Annotated in this window: 17 protein-coding genes and 1 pseudogene; 10 read left to right on the top strand and 8 right to left on the bottom strand. The window is 72.7% G+C overall.

Annotated features, from left to right (window positions below):
• Positions 1 to 52: 52 nt before the first annotated feature.
• The 3 genes from hutH to ACFY0F_RS11510 form a co-directional block, all read right to left on the bottom strand.
• Entirely contained in the window at positions 53 to 1,591 is a 1,539-nt protein-coding gene (gene hutH, locus ACFY0F_RS11520) for a histidine ammonia-lyase (protein WP_388792412.1), read from the bottom strand.
• A gap of 88 nt (positions 1,592 to 1,679) precedes the next feature.
• Positions 1,680 to 2,822 carry a diguanylate cyclase domain-containing protein gene (locus ACFY0F_RS11515; RefSeq protein ID WP_388791971.1) on the bottom strand — a complete coding sequence of 381 codons (1,143 nt, stop codon included), beginning with the start codon at positions 2,820 to 2,822 and terminating at the stop codon, positions 1,680 to 1,682.
• 88 nt (positions 2,823 to 2,910) lie between these two features.
• A complete protein-coding gene (locus tag ACFY0F_RS11510; protein WP_388791969.1) occupies positions 2,911 to 3,705 on the bottom strand; it encodes an enoyl-CoA hydratase/isomerase family protein in 795 nt (264 codons plus the stop codon).
• Positions 3,706 to 3,892: 187 nt separating this feature from the next.
• Here ACFY0F_RS11510 and ACFY0F_RS11505 point away from each other — a divergent pair, with 187 nt between their 5' ends.
• The gene (locus ACFY0F_RS11505) at positions 3,893 to 4,486 is read left to right on the top strand and encodes a hypothetical protein (RefSeq protein WP_388791967.1); all 594 of its coding nucleotides are present in this window, start codon (positions 3,893 to 3,895) and stop codon (positions 4,484 to 4,486) included.
• 32 nt (positions 4,487 to 4,518) lie between these two features.
• Here the strand turns inward: ACFY0F_RS11505 and ACFY0F_RS11500 are convergent, their stop codons facing one another.
• Positions 4,519 to 5,646 (bottom strand): adenylate/guanylate cyclase domain-containing protein, encoded by a 1,128-nt coding sequence (locus ACFY0F_RS11500; RefSeq protein WP_388791965.1) that lies wholly within the window; start codon positions 5,644 to 5,646, stop codon positions 4,519 to 4,521.
• 243 nt (positions 5,647 to 5,889) lie between these two features.
• A complete protein-coding gene (locus ACFY0F_RS11495; protein ID WP_388791963.1) occupies positions 5,890 to 6,747 on the bottom strand; it encodes a biotin--[acetyl-CoA-carboxylase] ligase in 858 nt (285 codons plus the stop codon).
• Positions 6,748 to 6,857: 110 nt separating this feature from the next.
• On the opposite strand from ACFY0F_RS11495, the gene ACFY0F_RS11490 reads away from it, so the two are divergent.
• The 4 genes from ACFY0F_RS11490 to ACFY0F_RS11475 all read left to right on the top strand — a co-directional run bounded on the left by ACFY0F_RS11490 (position 6,858) and on the right by ACFY0F_RS11475 (position 9,548).
• Entirely contained in the window at positions 6,858 to 8,468 is a 1,611-nt protein-coding gene (locus ACFY0F_RS11490; RefSeq protein ID WP_388791961.1) for an acyl-CoA carboxylase subunit beta, read from the top strand.
• 9 nt (positions 8,469 to 8,477) lie between these two features.
• A complete protein-coding gene (locus tag ACFY0F_RS11485; protein WP_388791959.1) occupies positions 8,478 to 8,687 on the top strand; it encodes an acyl-CoA carboxylase epsilon subunit in 210 nt (69 codons plus the stop codon).
• Positions 8,688 to 8,769: 82 nt separating this feature from the next.
• Positions 8,770 to 8,898 carry a morphogenic membrane protein MmpB gene (gene mmpB, locus ACFY0F_RS11480; protein WP_361813067.1) on the top strand — a complete coding sequence of 43 codons (129 nt, stop codon included), beginning with the start codon at positions 8,770 to 8,772 and terminating at the stop codon, positions 8,896 to 8,898.
• Between the two features lie 32 nt (positions 8,899 to 8,930).
• On the top strand, positions 8,931 to 9,548 hold the full coding sequence (locus ACFY0F_RS11475; RefSeq protein ID WP_388791957.1) for a Maf family protein: 618 nt from the start codon (positions 8,931 to 8,933) through the stop codon (positions 9,546 to 9,548).
• On the opposite strand, the gene ACFY0F_RS11470 is transcribed toward ACFY0F_RS11475, so the two are convergent.
• Positions 9,520 to 10,047: a hypothetical protein gene (locus ACFY0F_RS11470; RefSeq protein WP_388791955.1), complete on the bottom strand. Its 528-nt coding sequence runs from the start codon at positions 10,045 to 10,047 to the stop codon at positions 9,520 to 9,522. The two genes, ACFY0F_RS11475 and ACFY0F_RS11470, sit on opposite strands and share 29 nt — an antisense overlap.
• A gap of 373 nt (positions 10,048 to 10,420) precedes the next feature.
• On the opposite strand from ACFY0F_RS11470, the gene ACFY0F_RS11465 reads away from it, so the two are divergent.
• Together ACFY0F_RS11465 and ACFY0F_RS11460 are read left to right on the top strand one after the other, a co-directional pair.
• A complete protein-coding gene (locus ACFY0F_RS11465) occupies positions 10,421 to 12,193 on the top strand; it encodes an acetyl/propionyl/methylcrotonyl-CoA carboxylase subunit alpha (protein ID WP_388791953.1) in 1,773 nt (590 codons plus the stop codon).
• 133 nt (positions 12,194 to 12,326) lie between these two features.
• A pseudogene (locus ACFY0F_RS11460) lies at positions 12,327 to 12,482 on the top strand (TetR family transcriptional regulator); the annotation flags it as partial.
• Between the two features lie 822 nt (positions 12,483 to 13,304).
• Here the strand turns inward: ACFY0F_RS11460 and ACFY0F_RS11455 are convergent.
• Entirely contained in the window at positions 13,305 to 14,261 is a 957-nt protein-coding gene (locus ACFY0F_RS11455; RefSeq protein ID WP_388791951.1) for a DeoR/GlpR family DNA-binding transcription regulator, read from the bottom strand.
• Positions 14,262 to 14,427: 166 nt separating this feature from the next.
• Positions 14,428 to 15,876, bottom strand: coding sequence for an NAD(P)H-quinone dehydrogenase (locus ACFY0F_RS11450; protein WP_388791949.1), 1,449 nt, complete (start codon positions 15,874 to 15,876; stop codon positions 14,428 to 14,430).
• Positions 15,877 to 16,007: 131 nt separating this feature from the next.
• On the opposite strand from ACFY0F_RS11450, the gene ACFY0F_RS11445 reads away from it, so the two are divergent.
• From ACFY0F_RS11445 to ACFY0F_RS11435, 3 genes are all read left to right on the top strand, one after another.
• Complete coding sequence (locus tag ACFY0F_RS11445; protein WP_388791947.1) at positions 16,008 to 16,448, top strand: gamma-glutamylcyclotransferase; 441 nt, start codon at positions 16,008 to 16,010, stop codon at positions 16,446 to 16,448.
• Between the two features lie 56 nt (positions 16,449 to 16,504).
• The gene (locus ACFY0F_RS11440; protein ID WP_388791945.1) at positions 16,505 to 16,789 is read left to right on the top strand and encodes a type II toxin-antitoxin system RelE/ParE family toxin; all 285 of its coding nucleotides are present in this window, start codon (positions 16,505 to 16,507) and stop codon (positions 16,787 to 16,789) included.
• Between the two features lie 112 nt (positions 16,790 to 16,901).
• A complete protein-coding gene (locus tag ACFY0F_RS11435) occupies positions 16,902 to 17,726 on the top strand; it encodes a purine-nucleoside phosphorylase (protein ID WP_388791943.1) in 825 nt (274 codons plus the stop codon).
• Positions 17,727 to 18,024: the final 298 nt, after the last annotated feature.

The following is an 18,024-nucleotide window of genomic DNA, read 5'->3' as shown; positions in this document are numbered from 1 at the left end:
GCACGGCATGTGGGGGCCCTGTCCGAGGACAGGGCCCCCTCTCGTCCGGGTGCTACTGGAGCGGTCCGGTGACCGTTTCCACGGCGGCCACGAGCCCGCCGTCGCGCACGAACGCCTCGGCGGCGGCCAGGTCGGGGGCCAGGAACCGGTCCGGTCCCGGGCCCTGCACGCCCGCGCCCCGTACGGCGTCGATGACGGCCTGCGAGGCGGGTGCCGGCGCGAGCCCCTCGCGGAGTTCTATGGCCCGTGTGGCGGCGTACAGCTCGACGGCGATGATCCGGGCCAGGTTGCCGACCGCGGTGCGCAGCTTGCGCGCCGCCGACCAGCCCATCGACACGTGGTCCTCCTGCATGGCGGAGGACGGGATGGAGTCGGCGGACGCCGGCACGGCGAGCCGCTTCATCTCGCTGACCAGCGCGGCCTGCGTGTACTGGGCGATCATCAGCCCGGAGTCCACGCCGGCGTCGTCCGCGAGGAACGGCGGCAGGCCGTGGCTGCGGTTCTTGTCGAGCAGCCGGTCGGTGCGGCGCTCGGCGATGGAGCCGAGGTCGGCGGCGGCGATGGCGAGGAAGTCCAGGACGTAGGCGACCGGGGCGCCGTGGAAGTTGCCGTTGGACTCGACGCGGCCGTCGGGAAGCACCACCGGGTTGTCCACGGCGGAGGCGAGCTCGCGCTCGGCGACCAGCCGGGCGTGCGCGAGGGTGTCGCGTCCGGCGCCGGCGACCTGCGGGGCGCAGCGCACCGAGTAGGCGTCCTGGACGCGGGGTGCGTCGTCCTGGTGGTGACCGGTGAGCTGGGAGCCCTTGAGCACGGCCAGCATGTTGGCGGCGGAGGCGCCCTGTCCGGGGTGGGGGCGGATGGCGTGCAGTTCGGGCGCGAGCACCTTGTCCGTGCCGAGCAGCGCCTCCAGGCTGAGGGCGGCGGTGACGTCGGCGGACTTGTAGAGCAGGTCGAGGTCGGCGAGGGCCATGACCAGCATGCCGAGCATGCCGTCGGTGCCGTTGAGGAGGGCGAGGCCTTCCTTCTCACGCAGCTCGACCGGCGCGATGCCGTGCTCGGCGAGCAGTTCACCGGCGGGGCGGACCGTCCCGTCGGGGCCTTCGGCGTCGCCCTCGCCCATCAGGGTCAGGGCGCAGTGGGACAGCGGGGCGAGGTCGCCGGAGCAGCCGAGCGAGCCGTACTCGTGCACGACCGGGGTGATTCCGGCGTTGAGGACGTCGGCCATGGTCTGGGCGACCTCGGGCCGGACACCGGTGTGCCCCGAACAGACGGTCTTGAGGCGCAGGAACATCAAGGCCCGGACGACCTCCCGCTCCACCCTCGGTCCCATGCCGGCGGCGTGCGAGCGGACGATGTTGCGCTGCAGCTGGGTGCGCAGGTCCTGGCTGATGTGCCGGGTCGCCAGGGCTCCGAAACCGGTGCTCACGCCGTAGACCGGCTCCGGCTTGGCCGCCAGGGCGTCCACGATCCCCCGGGCCGCCGCGAGGGCCGACACCGCTTCCTGCGACAGCTCGACGCGGGCGCCGCCGCGCGCCACGGCGAGAACGTCGGACGCGGTGACACCCGTCGTCCCCACCACCACAGTGTGCATATCCATATTCAGGAGCGTACGCATTGAATGCGGGGATGTCACTAGTGGGGTACGGGTGCGACCCTTACCTCATGGGCCGACGACGCGGTCACGGCCGGCGGCCGCGGAACCGGCGGCGCTCGGCCCGCTCGGGCGACGGCTCGTCGGCGAGGCGGACCACCGGATCGTCGGGGCCCTGCCGCCCGGCGACCACCGGCCGGCCCGCGCCCAGTGCCTTCGCACGGTACTGCGCCGCGTCGGCCAGCCGGAACAGCCGGCGGGCGGAACGCACGTCACCGATGGGGTCCGCGGTGGACGCGACCCCGCAGGCCACGCCCTCGCCCAGGTCCAGCTCCGCGGCGCGGCGGCAGAGTTCGTCCGCCGCCCTGACCACGGCGTCGGCCGGCGGCCCCACCGCGAGCAGACAGAACTCGTCCCCGCCCAGACGGGCCGCGAGGGCCCCGGGCAGCGTCGCCCCGCACAGCGAGAGCAGGGAGCCGAAGCGTTCCAGCAGCCGGTCCCCCACGGCGTGACCCTGGGTGTCGTTGACCCGTTTGAGCCCGTTCAGGTCGCACACGGCCAGACTGACCACGACGCCCTCCCGCCGGTGCCGCTCGACGGCCTCCTCCAGGCGCACGTCGACGGCGCGGCGGTTGGCCAGGCCGGTCAGCGGGTCGGTGTACGCCAGTCGCCGGGCCTCCCGCAGCCGTTCGGTCTGCGCGAGCCCCGCGGCGACGACGGCCGCCAGCACGGTCGCGAAGTCGGCGTCGCCCCGGCCGAAGACGGGGGCGTCGGCCGCGCGGGCGACGTACAGCTCGCCCCAGGCCCTGCCGTAGAGCAGGACCGGTGCGATCACGCAGCAGCCGCGTCCACGGCGGCGCAGGGCGGCGACGCGCTGGTGGAAGTAACCGGGACGGCCGGCGGCGGGCCCCTCGGAGGTCTCCACCCAGGCGTTGGGTCCCTGACCGCCCGCCCACCGCTCGTGCAGGAACTCGGTGATCTCCGGGAACTGGTGCACCGGATAGGCCTCGTGGTCCGGGAACTCCTCCTCGTCCGGGGCCCGCTCCCCCACGTTCACCAGGACCCGGAGCTGCCCCCGGTCCCGCTCCCACACGGACAGCGCGGCGAAGCTCCCGTCCAGCGCCCGGCACGCGCCGAGCGCGGCGGCCCGCCAGGACTCACGGGGCGTGCGCGCCGCCGCCATGCCCTGCGCCAGTGCGACCACGGCGGCGAGCCGCTTGTCCTCACCCATCACCCCAGGTTAGGTACGTTTCACCGGAAGCTCCGGAAAAGGATGGCAATACGGTGCCAAACGGGTCTGCGGTGCGGCCGCGGCCCGTTCACTCCCCCGGCCACTGGGGCTTGCGCTTCTCGTTGAACGCGGCCACCCCCTCCGCCCGGTCCCCCGAGAACGCCACCGCCCGCCAGGCCGCGTCCTCGACCTCCAGCCCGGCCCGCAGGCCCAGCCCCTGCCCCAGCCGCAGCGCCCGCTTCGCCGCCCGCAGCCCGACCGGCGAGTTCCCGGCGATCCGGGCGGCCAGCGACAGGGCCTCGTCCCGGTCCCGGCCCGCCTCCACCAACTGGTCCACCAGCCCCAGCTCCAGCGCCTCGGGCGCCTCCACCCGCCGCGCGGTGAAGATCAGCTCGGCGGCCCGCGCCGCCCCGACGCGCCGCGGCAGCAGCTGCGTGCCGCCGCCGCCCGGGATCACGCCCACGGACACCTCGGGCAGCCCGAGCACGGCGGTGCGGTCGGCCACGATCAGATCGCAGGACAGCGCCAGCTCGAAGCCGCCGCCCAGCGCGAACCCGTGCACCGCGGCGATGGTCGGCATCGGCAGTTCCAGCACCCCGGTGTACGCACCCCGGGCCACCGGCCGCTGGCGCACCAGGTCGGCGTCGCTGAACGAGTTGCGCTCCTTCAGGTCCGCCCCGACGCAGAAGGCCCGCTCGTGCGAGGACGTGACCACGACCACGCGCGCGTCCCGGTCGGCGGCGAGCGCGGCACACGCGGAGGCGACGGACCGGGCCATGTCGGTCGAGACGGCGTTCATGGCCCCCGGCCGGTCCAGCACGAGCTCCGCGACGTGCCCGTGCCGTCGCACCAGCACGAACTCCCCGAACCGCTCCTCGCTCATGACACCCTCCGGTTAACGCGGGTTAACTCCCTGACGCCCTGATCATCGCAGCCGGACCCGACCGGGGAAAGAGGCGGACCGCTACCCCGTTCGAGTGACATCCCGCCCGAGTCGGGCCCAACCGCCCACGGGAGCGCATAGCGTGCGCTGCTCGGGGTATCGGGGCACGCGGCGGGGAGGGAGCGACATGACAGACACGGACATACACACGAATACGGTCCCGGCGCGGACCTTGGCACCGCTGTTCCGGCGCGGCCGCCACCGCAAGCCCCGTCCCCGCAAGGCCCTGATCGCCGCCGGCGGCCTGGCCCTGGCCGCCAGTGCCCTCAGCCTCGTACGGCTGGCACCGGACGCGGGGGTCGGCGTCCCGCGCACCGCGGAGGCCGAGCCACGGCCCGACACCGGCGCCACCACGGACCGGTCCGTCACCATCGGCGCCGTACCGACGGAACTGCCCTCGGCGACCTCCACGATGGGCGGAGTGAGCGGGCGCCCCACGCCGGCCGCCGCTTCGTCGCCCATGGCGCTCCCGGGCTCCGCCCGCGCCGCGGCGACGGCACCCCCGGCGACCGTCCCCACGACCATCCCCACGAAGGCCGAGGACCCTGCGGCACCGGCGGCCACGCCGAGGCCGTCGGCGACGCACCACGCCCCTGCCTCGCCCCAGGCACCGGTGCCGGCACCGAGCCGGAGCACGGGCGGTCCCGCGCCGACGCGGAGTCAGCCGGGGGGCGTGTGCGTGCCGATCATAGGGCTGTGCGTGGAGCGGGCCTCGCGCTAGGCGTCGGTCTCCCGTCCCGGGCGTCGGTCGCCCTAGGCCTCGCTGTCCCGTCGCGAGAGCAGCCACGGCTCGACGACGCCGAGGCCGCGGACCGGGCGCTGCCACATCGGCTGGAGCGCGAAGCGGTACGTCGGAGGCTCCTCGCCCTCCTTCTCGGCGGCGGCCGCGGCCTCGGCCGCCTCCGCCTCCGACGCGGGTGCCTCGCCGGTGCGGATGATCTCCTCGGCGAAGGCGCTGTCGACGAGCACGGAGTCGCGGGGCGCTATCGACGTCAGTCGGGACGCCAGGTTCACCGTCGTACCGAAGACGTCGCCCATGCGCGTGGTCACCGTGCCGAACGCCATGCCGACGCGCAGCTCGGGCATGGTCTCGTCGTTCGCCATCGTCTCCACCAGGCGCAGCGCGATGTCGGCGGCCGTGCCCGCGTCGTCGGCGGCGTACAGGACCTCGTCGCCGAGGGTCTTGATGAGCCGGCCGCCGCGTGCGGCCACCAGGTCGGCGGCGGTCGTCTCGAACGCCTCGACGAGCTCGCCGAGCTCCTCCTCCTCCATCCGGCGGGTCAGCCGGGTGAAGCCGACGAGGTCGGCGAAGCCGACGGCCAGCCTGCGGTCGACCATCTCCTCGTCGTCCGCGGCCTGCACGACCCGGCCGGCCGAGGCGGCGAGCTGGCGGCGCCAGACGTAGACGAGGAACTCCTCCAGCTCGGGCAGGAGCAGCTCGACGATCGGGTACGTCACCTCGGTGCGGGTCATGCCCGGCTCGGGCGGCTCGGTCAGCCCCTCCAGGAAGGAATCGATCTGCCATTCCGCCAACCGGGCGGTGGTCTGCCCGGTGGAGCGGGCCACCTGCACGGCCATGGCCTCGCTCAGCAGCCCCGCCTCGACGAGACCGGCCAGCCGCCGCAGCGCCAGTACGTCGGCCTCCGTCAGCGCCTTGGCCTGCCCGATGTCGGCGAAGCCCATGGCCCGCCAGAAGCGGGAGGCCAGCTCCATCGAGACGCCGGCGCTGCGGGCCGCCTGGAAAGGGGTGTAGCGGCGCTCGGCGCCCAGGATGAGGTGCTCGAGGCGCAGGGCGAGCGGGTTGTCCTCGCCGGAGTCGGCGGCAAGGGGGTCCACCCGGCCGTCCGCGTCCGCGCCGGAGCCCGTGTCGTCGACGGTCACGCCTGCTGCCCTTCCGATCTGCCACGGTCAGTTATCGACCGGCCTTCACTCTACGGCAGGTGTGCGCCAGCTCACTCCGTTGGGTTCGGCGGGGGTTCAGTGGTCGGTGCCGGTTTGGTGATGGCCTGGTGACCTTGCCGTCGACTGGGGGTGCTGCCGCCCCCATACCCCCGCTTTCGGCCTGAACGGCCTCGTCCTCAAACGCCGGACAGGCCGGAATACGCTCACCCGGCGCTGCAGACCTCAGGCCGGCCTGAGGTGCACGATGTCCCCCGCCCCCACCGGCTCCCGTACCCCCTCCTCCGTCGCCAGGACCAGGCGGCCGTCCCCGTCGATCGCCACCGCCTCGCCGACGACCGAACGGTCCCCCGGCAGCTCGGCCCGTACGTGCCGGCCGAGGGTGGCGCAGCCCGCCGCGTAGGTCTCCTGCAGGCCGCTCGCCGTCGGGTCGCCCCCGGCCCGCCGCCAGCGCCCGTACCAGTCCTCCAGCGACCGCAGCACCGCCCGCAGCAGCGGGTCGCGGTCCGTGGTGACCGCGCCGGCGAGCGCCAGCGAACCGGCCTGGGGGACCGGCAGTTCCTCGGCGCGCAGGGAGACGTTGATACCGACGCCCATGACGACCCCGTCGCCCCCGGCCCGTTCCGCGAGGATTCCGCCGGCCTTGCGTTCCTCGCCGCCCACGGTGATCAGCAGGTCGTTGGGCCATTTGAGGGCCGTGTCGACGCCCGCCGCCCGCGACAGGCCGGTGGCCACGGCGACCCCGGTCAGCAGGGGCAGCCAGCCCCAGCGGGCCACGGGCACCTCGGCCGGGCGCAGCAGGACGGAGAAGAACAGGCCGGATCGGGCGGGGGCGGTCCACTGGCGTTCCAGGCGGCCCCGGCCGGAGGTCTGCTCCTCGGCGACGAGCACGGCGCCCTCGGCGGCCTCGCCCTTGTCTGCCCGGGCCACCAGGTCGCTGTTGGTGGATCCGGTGCGCTGCACCACCTCCAGCCGGGTCCACAGACCGCCCTCCCGCACCAGCGCCCGCCGCAGTGCCGCGGCGTTCAGGGGCGGGCGGTCCAGGTCGGACCAGCGGCTGTCTGCTGCATCTCGTGGCGTCATGCAAGCCACCCTAGGTGTGGCATACACCGCACTGCCGACCGGCGGGCACCCCACTACGCTTCGGATGAGTAATCGTCCCCACTTTTGAGCAGGCAGGGAGCCGCGTCCCGATGTCCGAGCCGGAAGAGCGTCAAGAGATCCAAGGGATCGACATCCACACGACCGCGGGCAAGCTCGCGGATCTCCAGCGCCGTATCGAGGAAGCGACGCACGCCGGCTCCGCACGCGCCGTCGAGAAGCAGCACGCCAAGGGCAAGCTGACGGCCCGTGAGCGGATCGAACTGCTGCTCGATGAGGGTTCCTTCGTCGAGTTGGACGAGTTCGCCCGGCACCGGTCCACCAACTTCGGGCTGGAGAAGAACCGTCCCTACGGGGACGGGGTGGTGACGGGTTACGGGACCGTCGACGGGCGGCCCGTCGCCGTGTTCTCGCAGGACTTCACCGTCTTCGGCGGGGCGCTGGGCGAGGTGTACGGGCAGAAGATCGTCAAGGTCATGGACTTCGCGCTGAAGACCGGCTGCCCGGTCATCGGCATCAACGACTCCGGCGGTGCGCGGATCCAGGAGGGCGTGGCCTCGCTGGGCGCGTACGGGGAGATCTTCCGGCGCAACACCCACGCCAGCGGTGTGATCCCGCAGATCTCGCTGGTCGTCGGCCCCTGCGCGGGCGGTGCCGTGTACTCGCCCGCGATCACCGACTTCACCGTCATGGTCGACCAGACCTCGCACATGTTCATCACCGGTCCGGACGTCATCAAGACCGTCACCGGTGAGGACGTCGGCTTCGAGGAGCTGGGCGGCGCCCGGACCCACAACACCGCCTCCGGGGTGGCCCACCACATGGCGGGCGACGAGAAGGACGCCATCGAGTACGTCAAGCAGCTGCTGTCGTACCTGCCGTCCAACAACCTCAGCGAGGCCCCGGTGTTCCCGGAGGAGGCGGACCTCACCGTCACCGACGAGGACCGGGAGCTGGACACGCTGGTGCCGGACAGCGCCAACCAGCCGTACGACATGCACACGGTGATCGAGCACATCCTCGACGACGCCGAGTTCTTCGAGACGCAGCCGCTGTTCGCGCCGAACATCCTCACCGGCTTCGGACGGGTCGAGGGCCACCCGGTGGGCATCGTCGCCAACCAGCCGCTGCAGTTCGCGGGCTGCCTCGACATCACCGCGAGCGAGAAGGCGGCCCGGTTCGTGCGGACCTGCGACGCCTTCAACGTCCCGGTCATCACCTTCGTCGACGTGCCGGGCTTCCTGCCGGGCGTCGACCAGGAGCACGACGGCATCATCCGGCGCGGCGCCAAGCTGATCTACGCGTACGCCGAGGCCACCGTCCCGCTGATCACGGTGATCACCCGGAAGGCCTTCGGCGGGGCGTACGACGTCATGGGCTCCAAGCACCTGGGCGCGGACCTCAACCTGGCCTGGCCCACCGCGCAGATCGCCGTGATGGGCGCGCAGGGCGCGGTCAACATCCTGCACCGCCGCACCATCGCCGAGGCGGAGGCCGCCGGCGAGGCGGAAGCCACCCGGGCGCGGCTCATCCAGGAGTACGAGGACGCCCTGCTCAACCCGTACGTCGCGGCCGAGCGCGGCTACATCGACGCGGTGATCATGCCGTCCGACACGCGCGGCCACGTGGTGCGGGGCCTGCGTCAGCTGCGTACGAAGCGGGAATCCCTTCCTCCGAAGAAGCACGGCAACATTCCGCTGTAAGGAGCCGTTGTGACGATCAGAGTGGTACGGGGCAATCCGACCCCCGAGGAGCTGGCCGCCGCCCTGGCGGTGGTCCGGGCCCGCGCCGCGGCGGCTGTGGACACGCCGTCCGGCGCGGAGGGGCCCCGGGACTCCTGGGCCGACCCGGCCCGCATCGCCGCCCGCCGGCTGCCCCGGCCGGGCCCGGCGGCGTGGAGCCGCACCTACTGGCCCGGGTGACCCGGACAAGCGGAATCCCCCGCGGCCAAGTTGAGTACGCGTACTCAGGCGCCGCGCGGGCGCCCCGCCGGACCATGGAGGGATGCTGTGGTCCGACCCCGAGAACGAGCCGCCGAAAGAACTGCGCGACATGCAGGACATGCTTCGGCGGCTCGGCCTCCTCATGGCACTGGCCATGGTGCTGGCGATGGTGGTGATCGGGCTGAGGTGAGGGGGCCACGCCGGCCTCGCTAACCTGGCCGCATGACTGCCAAGCCGCGCAGGCGACTCGTGCTCGCCTCCCAGTCCCCCGCCCGGCTCGGTCTGCTCCGGCAGGCCGGGATCGAGCCCGAGGTGATCGTGAGCGGGGTCGACGAGGACGCCGTCACCGCGCCCACCCCCGCCGAGCTGGCCCTCGCCCTGGCCGAGGCGAAGGCCTCCGTGGTGGCCGCCCGGCCGGAGGTGCAGGGCGCCCTGGTGATCGGCTGCGACTCGGTGCTGGAGCTCGACGGGCAGGCGCTGGGCAAGCCGGCGGACGCCGAGGAGGCCGCCGCCCGCTGGAAGGCGATGCGCGGGCGGGCCGGGGTCCTCCAGACGGGTCACTGCGTGTGGGACACGGTGGCCAAGCGGTACGTGTCCGCGACCGCCTCCACCGTGGTCCGTTTCGGTGAACCCACCGACGAGGAGATCGCCGCCTATGTCGCCTCGGGCGAGCCCCTCCACGTCGCCGGCGCGTTCACCCTCGACGGCCGCTCGGCACCGTTCATCGAGGGAATCGACGGCGACCACGGCAACGTGATCGGCATCAGCCTGCCCCTGGTCCGGCGGCTGCTGGGAGAACTGGGCGTCGGCATCACGGAGTTGTGGGCGCCGGCCCAGTGACCGGGGCGGGGGGCACCTCGTCCTGCGGCTCGGGGTCCGGGACCGGGGCGCCACCGGGGCCGCCGCCGTCGCCGGGCGTGCCCCCGGCCGCCGCCGCGGCGGGGCCCTCCTGACGGTCGTACGTCATCAGGAGCAGCACGATCAGCGCGAGCACCACCGCCATGAAGGTGAACGCCTTCCAGCCCACCAGCCCCACCGCGAACGCGCCCAGCAGCCCGTGCACCACCGCCACGCTGATCAGCAGGACGCGGCCGACGCCGGCCGGTGCGCGGTCGCGGACGGCCACCAGCAGCGCCACCAGGGCGCACAGCGCGAAGTAGAGACCGAAGAGCACTCCGCCGATCTTCGAGGAGAGTGCCATCTTGTCCGCGTCGAGGCCGGCGAGGGACATGTTCTGGTGGTCGACGACCACTCCGAGGAACCAGTTCAGTGCCGCGACACCGAACGCCTCGACGAGGAGTATGACCGCCACGATCCACGCCACCGGTCTGCGCACCACCGGCCCCACCCACTTTCGACCGCGGCTCGACCAGAGCCGCGTTGCCTGCAGTACGTCCGAGACATCCTGAACGCTACTAACGGGTAAACCTCGGGACAAGGGTCCGGTCGGGAGCAAAGAGTCGTTGGGCCATTCGTAGGGACTCGACAAAGAAACCGAGTGGGGCGCGGCACGCTCTCACAGAGACCTTGACCACATGACGGGACTAGGGTTGCCCGGTGGGGTCCTGCGCACCTGGGTGCGACATGGGCTTTCGCGGGTCGAGCGAGCCTCGAATCACGCTCCGTGTGGGCAAGCTCACCATTGGGGACGGGTCGAAGTGCCGTGTCGGCAGTCCCTAAACTCGGCTTGTTTCAAGGAGGGAGCCTCAATCGTGCGCAAGGTGCTCATCGCCAACCGTGGCGAAATCGCTGTCCGCGTGGCCCGGGCATGCCGGGACGCGGGTATCGCGAGCGTTGCCGTCTACGCCGACCCGGACCGGGACGCTCTGCATGTCCGCGCCGCGGATGAGGCGTTCGCTCTGGGCGGTGACACTCCGGCCACCAGCTACCTCGACATCGACAAGGTCCTCGGTGCCGCCCGTGAGTCCGGCGCCGACGCCATCCATCCGGGCTACGGCTTCCTGTCGGAGAACGCGGAGTTCGCCCAGGCCGTCCTGGACGCGGGTCTGATCTGGATCGGTCCGCCGCCGCAGGCCATCCGCGATCTGGGTGACAAGGTGGCGGCCCGTCACATCGCCCAGCGTGCGGGCGCCCCGCTGGTGGCGGGTACGCCGGACCCGGTCTCGGGTGCGGAGGAGGTCGTCGAGTTCGCCAAGGAACACGGGCTGCCGATCGCGATCAAGGCGGCGTTCGGTGGCGGCGGCCGGGGTCTGAAGGTCGCCCGGACGCTGGAGGAGGTCCCCGAGCTGTACGACTCGGCGGTCCGTGAGGCCGTGGCCGCGTTCGGCCGGGGCGAGTGCTTCGTCGAGCGTTACCTCGACCGGCCGCGGCACGTGGAGACGCAGTGCCTGGCCGACCAGCACGGCAACGTGGTCGTGGTGTCGACCCGTGACTGCTCCCTCCAGCGGCGGCACCAGAAGCTGGTGGAGGAGGCTCCGGCGCCGTTCCTGTCCGAGGAGCAGGTCGCGGAGCTCTACCGGGCGTCGAAGGCGATCCTGAAGGAGGCCGGGTACGTCGGTGCCGGCACCTGTGAGTTCCTGGTGGGCCAGGACGGCACGATCTCCTTCCTGGAGGTCAACACGCGTCTGCAGGTCGAGCACCCGGTGACCGAGGAGGTCGCCGGCATCGACCTGGTGCGCGAGATGTTCCGCGTCGCCGACGGCGAGGAGCTCGGCTACGACGACCCGCCGCTGCGCGGTCACTCGTTCGAGTTCCGTATCAACGGTGAGGACCCGGGCCGCAACTTCCTGCCCGCCCCCGGCACGGTCACCCGTTTCGACGGGCCCTCGGGTCCGGGTGTCCGGCTGGACGCGGGTGTGGAGGCCGGCAGTGTGATCGGCCCGGCGTGGGACTCGCTGCTGGCCAAGCTGATCGTCACCGGCCGCACCCGCAAGGAGGCCCTGGAGCGGGCCGCGCGTGCGCTGGACGAGTTCCAGGTCGAGGGCATGGCCACGGCCATCCCGTTCCACCGCACGGTGGTCAGGGACGCCGCGTTCGCCCCCGAGCTGACCGGCTCGGCGGAACCGTTCAAGGTCCACACCCGGTGGATCGAGACCGAGTTCGTCAACGAGATCAAGCCCTTCACCGCTCCGGCCGACGGCGAGACGGACGAGGAGCCGGGCCGTGAGACGGTCGTCGTCGAGGTCGGGGGCAAGCGGCTCGAGGTCTCGCTGCCCTCCTCGCTGGGCATGTCGCTGGCCCGCACCGGGCTGGCCGCGGGCGCCAAGCCCAAGCGGCGCGCGGCGAAGAAGTCCGGCCCGGTGGCTTCCGGCGACACCCTCGCCTCTCCGATGCAGGGCACGATCGTGAAGGTCGCCGTCGAGGAGGGCCAGGAGGTCAAGGAGGGCGACCTGGTCGTCGTCCTGGAGGCCATGAAGATGGAGCAGCCGCTGAACGCGCACAAGGCCGGCACGATCAAGGGTCTCAGCGCGGAGATCGGGGCGTCCATCAGCTCCGGCGCGGCGATCTGCGAGATCAAGGACTGATCTTCCGGTAGCTGTACGGGACTCCTGGCGCCCGGCGGACGAAGTATCCGTCCGCCGGGCGCCTTGTTGTCGGGGCGGCGCGAGGCCATGCCCGCCGGGGAGCGCGACGGCGTCGCCCGGCCCCCCTCGGGCCATACGCGCCGACGCCCGCCGGTACCACGACCGGCTGCTCGCCGAAACCCGCCCCGCGTTCGCCGCGTACGGCACCGACGCCTCCCTGGAGGACGCGACGCGGCGCGCGGGCGTCGACATCGGCACGCTCTACCGGCACTTCCCGAACCAGCAGGCGCCGGAGCCCCACCGGGGCCGGGGGCGGGAGCCCCGCCGGGGTGCAGGGACGGAAGCCCCCACCAGGGTGCACGGGCGGAAGCCCCATCGGGTCGGGGGCCGAAGCCCCACCGGGGTCTGGGGCGGAAGCCCCGCCGGGGTGTAGAGGCGAAGCCCCACCGGGGTGCAGGGGCGAAGCCCCACCGGGGTGCAGGGGCGAAGCCCCGCCGGGCCCCCGGGTATAGAGGCGAAGTCCCACAGGGGTGCGGGTGTGAAGCCCCGCCGGGGTCTGAGGCGGAAGCCCCGCCGGGGTGCAGGGATGAACCCCCGCCGGAGTCGGGGGCCGAAGCCCCGCCAGGGTGCAGGGCCGAAGCCCCACCGGGGTGCAGGGGCGGAAGCCCCGCCGGGGTGCAGAGGCGAAGCCCCACCGGGGTGCAGGGATGAACCCCCGCCGGAGTCGGGGGCCGAAGCCCCGCCAGGGTGCAGGGCCGAAGCCCCACCGGGGTGCAGGGCCGAAGCCCCACCGGGGTGCAGGGGCGGAAGCCCCGCCGGGGTGCAGAGGCGAAGCCCCACCGGGGTGCAGAGGCGAAGCCCCACCGGGGTGCAGGGATGAACCCCCGCCGGGGTCGGGGGCAAAAGCCCCGCCGGGTCGGGGGCCGAAGCTCCACCGGGGTGCAGGGGCGAAGCCCCGCCGGGGTCTGGGGCGGAGCCCCAGGGTGGGGTGACTGATCAGCCGGCCGTCACGGGTGGGTGGGTGGGAAACCCCCACGGCCCCTGGCGGCGCCGCAGGCGCAGAGGCAGCCCCGGCGGCACCGCACCCCCACTGCCCCGCCCCGCGGAGCGCTCAGCGGCGGCGCATGTCCGCCACGCGGGGGCGGTCCGCGGTCGTGGGCTGTTCGGTGCCCAGGACGGGGGCCGAGCGCAGGCCCGTACCGGGGACCTGGCCGCGACGGGGGCCGGGCAGGGGCACGTCCCGGCGCTGCTGACGCGCCGGGACGTGGTCACCCCCCAGGCTTCCCGTCGCCCCGGCCACGGCGATCTGCACCCCCTGGTCGGCCAGGGCCTGGAGCTCGGTGACGGCACGGTCGTCGTGGGCGGGCGGGTCGTCGGTGACCAGACGGGTGATGAGGTCCGTGGGGACGGTCTGGAACATCGTGTCCGTGCCCAGCTTGGTGTGGTCGGCGAGGACCACGACCTCCGCGGCCGCCTGCACCAGGGCGCGGTCGACGGACGCCGACAGCATGTTGGACGTGGACAGCCCGCGCTCCGCGGTGAGGCCGCTCCCGGAGAGGAAGGCCTTGGAGACCCTGAGCCCCTGCAGGGACTGCTCCGCGCCGGAGCCGACGAGCGCGTAGTTGGAGCCGCGCAGGGTCCCGCCGGTCATCACGACCTCCACGCGGTTGGCGTGGGCGAGCGCCTGGGCGACGAGCAGGGAGTTGGTGACGACGGTCAGCCCGGGCACCCGGGCGAGCCGGCGGGCCAGCTCCTGCGTGGTGGTCCCCGCCCCCACCACGATGGCCTCGCCCTCTTCGACGAGTCCCGCGGCGAGATCGGCGATGGCCGTCTTCTCGGCGGTCGCGAGATGGGACTTCTGCGGAAAGCCGGACTCCCGCGTGAACCCGCCCGGCAGTACCGCACCGCCGTGCCGGCGGTCGAGGAGTCCTTCTGCCTCCAGTGCCCGCACGTCCCGTCGTACGGTCACTTCGGAGGTCTGGACGACACGGGCGAGCTCACGGAGCGACACGGCCCCGTTCGCTCGCACCATTTCGAGGATCAATTGGCGACGTTCTGCAGCGAACACGAAACTGACAGTAACGCGGGTGACCGTCTGCTTTCAGCGGTTTGCGCCGAATAACAGAAGTTGTTCGCACGGCAGGGTGCGAAGTGGTATAGGGCCTATCCATCCCGCCTATGCCGCACGCATGATCCGGCAACCCCCCGTGACCAGCGGGGAGTTCGCATCACCGTCAGATCTCGGCACCCGTCTTGCGCGTGTGCAACTGTCGTGCCACTTCGGCGATCGAGCCCGAAAGCGACGGGTACACGGTGAAGGCGTTCGCGATCTGCTCGACCGTCAGATTGTTGTCGACGGCGATCGAGATCGGGTGGATGAGTTCCGAGGCGCGCGGCGCCACGACCACGCCGCCGACGACGATCCCGGTACCCGGACGGCAGAAGATCTTGACGAAGCCGTCCCGGATGCCCTGCATCTTCGCGCGCGGGTTGCGCAGCAGCGGGAGCTTGACGACCCGCGCGTCGATCTTGCCCGCGTCGACGTCGGCCTGGGAGTAGCCGACGGTGGCGATCTCGGGGTCGGTGAAGACGTTCGAGGAGACGGTCTTGAGGTTGAGCGGGGTCACCGCGTCGCCGAGGAAGTGGTACATGGCGATACGTCCCTGCATCGCGGCGACGGAGGCGAGGGCGAAGATCCCGGTCACGTCGCCCGCCGCGTACACACCGGGCGCGCTGGTCCGCGACACCCGGTCGGTCCAGATGTGCCCGGAGTCGCGCAGCCGTACGCCCGCCTCCTCCAGGCCGAGGCCCGCGCTGTTCGGGACGGCGCCGACGGCCATCAGGCAGTGCGAACCGGAGATGACGCGGCCGTCGGCGAGGGTGACCTCCACCCGGTCGCCGACCCGTTTGGCGGACTGGGCGCGGGAGCGGGCCATGACGTTCATGCCGCGGCGGCGGAAGACGTCCTCGAGGACGGCGGCGGCGTCCGGGTCCTCCCCGGGGAGCACGCGGTCGCGGGAGGAGACGAGGGTGACCTTGGAGCCGAGGGCCTGGTAGGCGCCGGCGAACTCGGCGCCCGTGACACCGGAACCGACCACGATGAGCTCCTCGGGGAGCTCGGTGAGGTCGTAGACCTGGGTCCAGTTCAGGATGCGCTCGCCGTCGGGCTGGGCGTCGGGCAGCTCGCGCGGGTGACCGCCGGTGGCTATGAGGACGGCGTCGGCGGTGAGCGTCTCCTCGGTGCCGTCGGCGGCGCGGACGACGACCTTGCGGGAGCCGTCGAGGGCCTGCATGCCCTCCAGCCGGCCGCGGCCGCGCAGGACCCGGGCGCCGGCCCGTGTGACCGAGGCGGTGATGTCGTGGGACTGGGCGAGGGCGAGCCGCTTCACACGGCGGTTGACCTTCCCCAGGTCCACCCCGACGACCCGGGCCGCCTGCTCCAGCGGCGGGGTGTCGTCCGCGACGATGATGCCCAGCTCCTCGTACGACGAGTCGAAGGTGGTCATCACCTCCGCCGTCGCGATGAGCGTCTTCGACGGCACGCAGTCGGTCAGCACCGACGCTCCGCCCAGACCGTCGCAGTCGACGACGGTCACCTCCGCGCCGAGCTGCGCGGCCACCAGGGCCGCTTCGTAGCCGCCGGGTCCGCCACCGATGATCACGATCCGAGTCACGTACTCCATTGTCCCGCACGCCTCGAAGTGCTTCCGTCCGGGGGCGCCGGGCCCAGGGGGTGTCTGGTGGATCATGCCGGGGTCGCGGGGTGGTACCGGGCCGACGGGGCCGGGCGTTCCGACTGCCGTACCCTCGATCCATGTCGTCGCTCTACGCCGCGTACGCCGGCAATCTCGACGCGCGGCTGATGTCCCGCCGCGCCCCGCACTCGCCGCTGCGCGCCACCGGCTGGCTGAACGGGTGGCGGCTGACCTTCGGCGGTGAGCAGCTGGGCTGGGAGGGTGCGCTGGCCACACTCGTCGAGGACCCCCTCTCCCAGGTGTTCGTGGCGCTGTACGACATCGCTCCGATGGACGAGGAGTCCATCGACCGGTGGGAGGGTGTCGGCCTCGGCATCTACCGGCGGATGCGCGTCCGGGTGCACACGCTGGACGGGTCGGAGCCGTCGTGGGTGTACGTGCTGAACGGGTACGAGGGCGGGCTGCCGTCGGCCCGGTACCTGGGGGAGATCGCGGACGCGGCGGAGTCGGCGGGGGCACCGCACGACTATGTGATGGAGCTGCGGAAACGGCCCTGCTGACGTGGTGCGCCCCTAAAATCAGGTCGACCGGAGCAGGAACGGGAGGGCACCCCACCATGGCCCCCATCACCACGTACGACGTGTACTACACCGAGCAGGCCGCCGCGGCCCGCGACCGGCTCGACGACCTGCAGCGCAACGCCTTCGACAAGGGCATCGCGCTCCTGTCCCGCGACCCCTTCCTCCCGGTGTCCCGCCCCATAAGCTCCACCGGCGACGACCGCACGATCCGGCTCACGCAGAACATCCTGGTGGAGTACACGGTCAGCCGGGGGCGTCTGCTGATCTTCATCGTCGAGGTCTTCAACGACAAGGACGTCCTCATCCCGGGCGAGGGCTGACCCGGTCCGGACGCCCGTCGCGCGGCTCGCCCGGAAACGACAAGACAACGATCGCATTCCCGTGAGCTCCGACATCTACGCGCGTAGGCTCGGAGCGGCTACCCTCGTCCGCGTGAACGCATCTCTTCTTCCGGACGACATCCAGGGCGACCCATACGCCGCCGCCGACACGGCCGCCGCCCGCCTGCGCGAGCTCACGGGCGCCGAGACCCACGACGTCGCCCTCGTGATGGGCTCCGGCTGGGCTCCCGCCGTCGACGCCCTGGGAGCCCCCGACGCGGAGTTCCAGGTCACCGAGCTGCCCGGGTTCCCGGCGCCGGCCGTCGAGGGCCACGGGGGCAAGGTCCGCTCGTACGTCATCGGTGACAAGCGCGCGCTGGTCTTCCTGGGACGCACGCACTACTACGAGGGCCGCGGTGTCGCCGCCGTGGCGCACGGGGTGCGTACGGCGGTGGCCGCGGGCTGCAAGACGGTGGTGCTCACCAACGGGTGCGGGGGGCTGCGCCAGGGCATGCGGCCGGGGCAGCCGGTGCTGATCAGCGACCACATCAACCTGACGGCGACCTCGCCGATCGTCGGGGCGAACTTCGTCGACCTGACCGACCTGTACTCGCCGCGGCTGCGGGCACTGTGCAAGGAGATCGACCCCTCGCTGGAGGAGGGCGTCTACGCCCAGTTCCCCGGCCCGCACTACGAGACGCCGGCCGAGATCCGGATGGCCCGGGTGATCGGGGCGGACCTGGTGGGCATGTCGACGGTGCTCGAGGCCATCGCGGCGCGGGAGGCGGGGGCGGAGGTGCTGGGCATCTCCCTCGTGACGAATCTCGCCGCCGGTATGACCGGGGAGCCGCTGAACCACGAGGAGGTCCTGCAGGCCGGGCGGGACTCGGCGGCGCGGATGGGGGCGCTGCTCGCGCGCGTGCTTGGCCGGTTGTAGGCGCGGGTGGGCTCCGGCGGGGCTCGGCCGGGGCTCCGCCCCAGACCCCGCCAGGGGCTCCGCGCCTGGACCCCGGGGTTCCCCACCCACCCACCCACCCGTGACAGCCCACTGAACAGTGCCCCACCTGGGGCTCCGCCCCAGACCCCAGCGGGGGCTTCGCCCCCTGCCCCCCCGGCGGCGATCAACATCATCCAGCCCGTCTGGGGGTGCCCCCTCTGGGGGAGTTCGAGGACGAGGCCGTTCAGGCCGAAGCGGAGGTCTGGGGGCGGCAGCCCCCAGCAGACGGCAAGCAGTA

The organism is Streptomyces sp. NPDC001544 (assembly GCF_042894285.1).
GTDB lineage: Bacteria > Actinomycetota > Actinomycetes > Streptomycetales > Streptomycetaceae > Streptomyces.
This window is presented reverse-complemented; position numbering and strand designations above follow the sequence as displayed.

Coding starts and splice junctions, on each gene's coding strand:
- hutH (WP_388792412.1), bottom strand. CDS start 1,591: ATGCACACTGTGGTGGTGGGGACGACGGGTGTCACCGCGTCCGACGTT.
- ACFY0F_RS11515 (WP_388791971.1), bottom strand. CDS start 2,822: ATGGGTGAGGACAAGCGGCTCGCCGCCGTGGTCGCACTGGCGCAGGGC.
- ACFY0F_RS11510 (WP_388791969.1), bottom strand. CDS start 3,705: ATGAGCGAGGAGCGGTTCGGGGAGTTCGTGCTGGTGCGACGGCACGGG.
- ACFY0F_RS11505 (WP_388791967.1), top strand. CDS start 3,893: ATGACAGACACGGACATACACACGAATACGGTCCCGGCGCGGACCTTG.
- ACFY0F_RS11495 (WP_388791963.1), bottom strand. CDS start 6,747: ATGACGCCACGAGATGCAGCAGACAGCCGCTGGTCCGACCTGGACCGC.
- ACFY0F_RS11490 (WP_388791961.1), top strand. CDS start 6,858: ATGTCCGAGCCGGAAGAGCGTCAAGAGATCCAAGGGATCGACATCCAC.
- mmpB (WP_361813067.1), top strand. CDS start 8,770: ATGCTGTGGTCCGACCCCGAGAACGAGCCGCCGAAAGAACTGCGCGAC.
- ACFY0F_RS11475 (WP_388791957.1), top strand. CDS start 8,931: ATGACTGCCAAGCCGCGCAGGCGACTCGTGCTCGCCTCCCAGTCCCCC.
- ACFY0F_RS11450 (WP_388791949.1), bottom strand. CDS start 15,876: ATGGAGTACGTGACTCGGATCGTGATCATCGGTGGCGGACCCGGCGGC.
- ACFY0F_RS11445 (WP_388791947.1), top strand. CDS start 16,008: ATGTCGTCGCTCTACGCCGCGTACGCCGGCAATCTCGACGCGCGGCTG.
- ACFY0F_RS11440 (WP_388791945.1), top strand. CDS start 16,505: ATGGCCCCCATCACCACGTACGACGTGTACTACACCGAGCAGGCCGCC.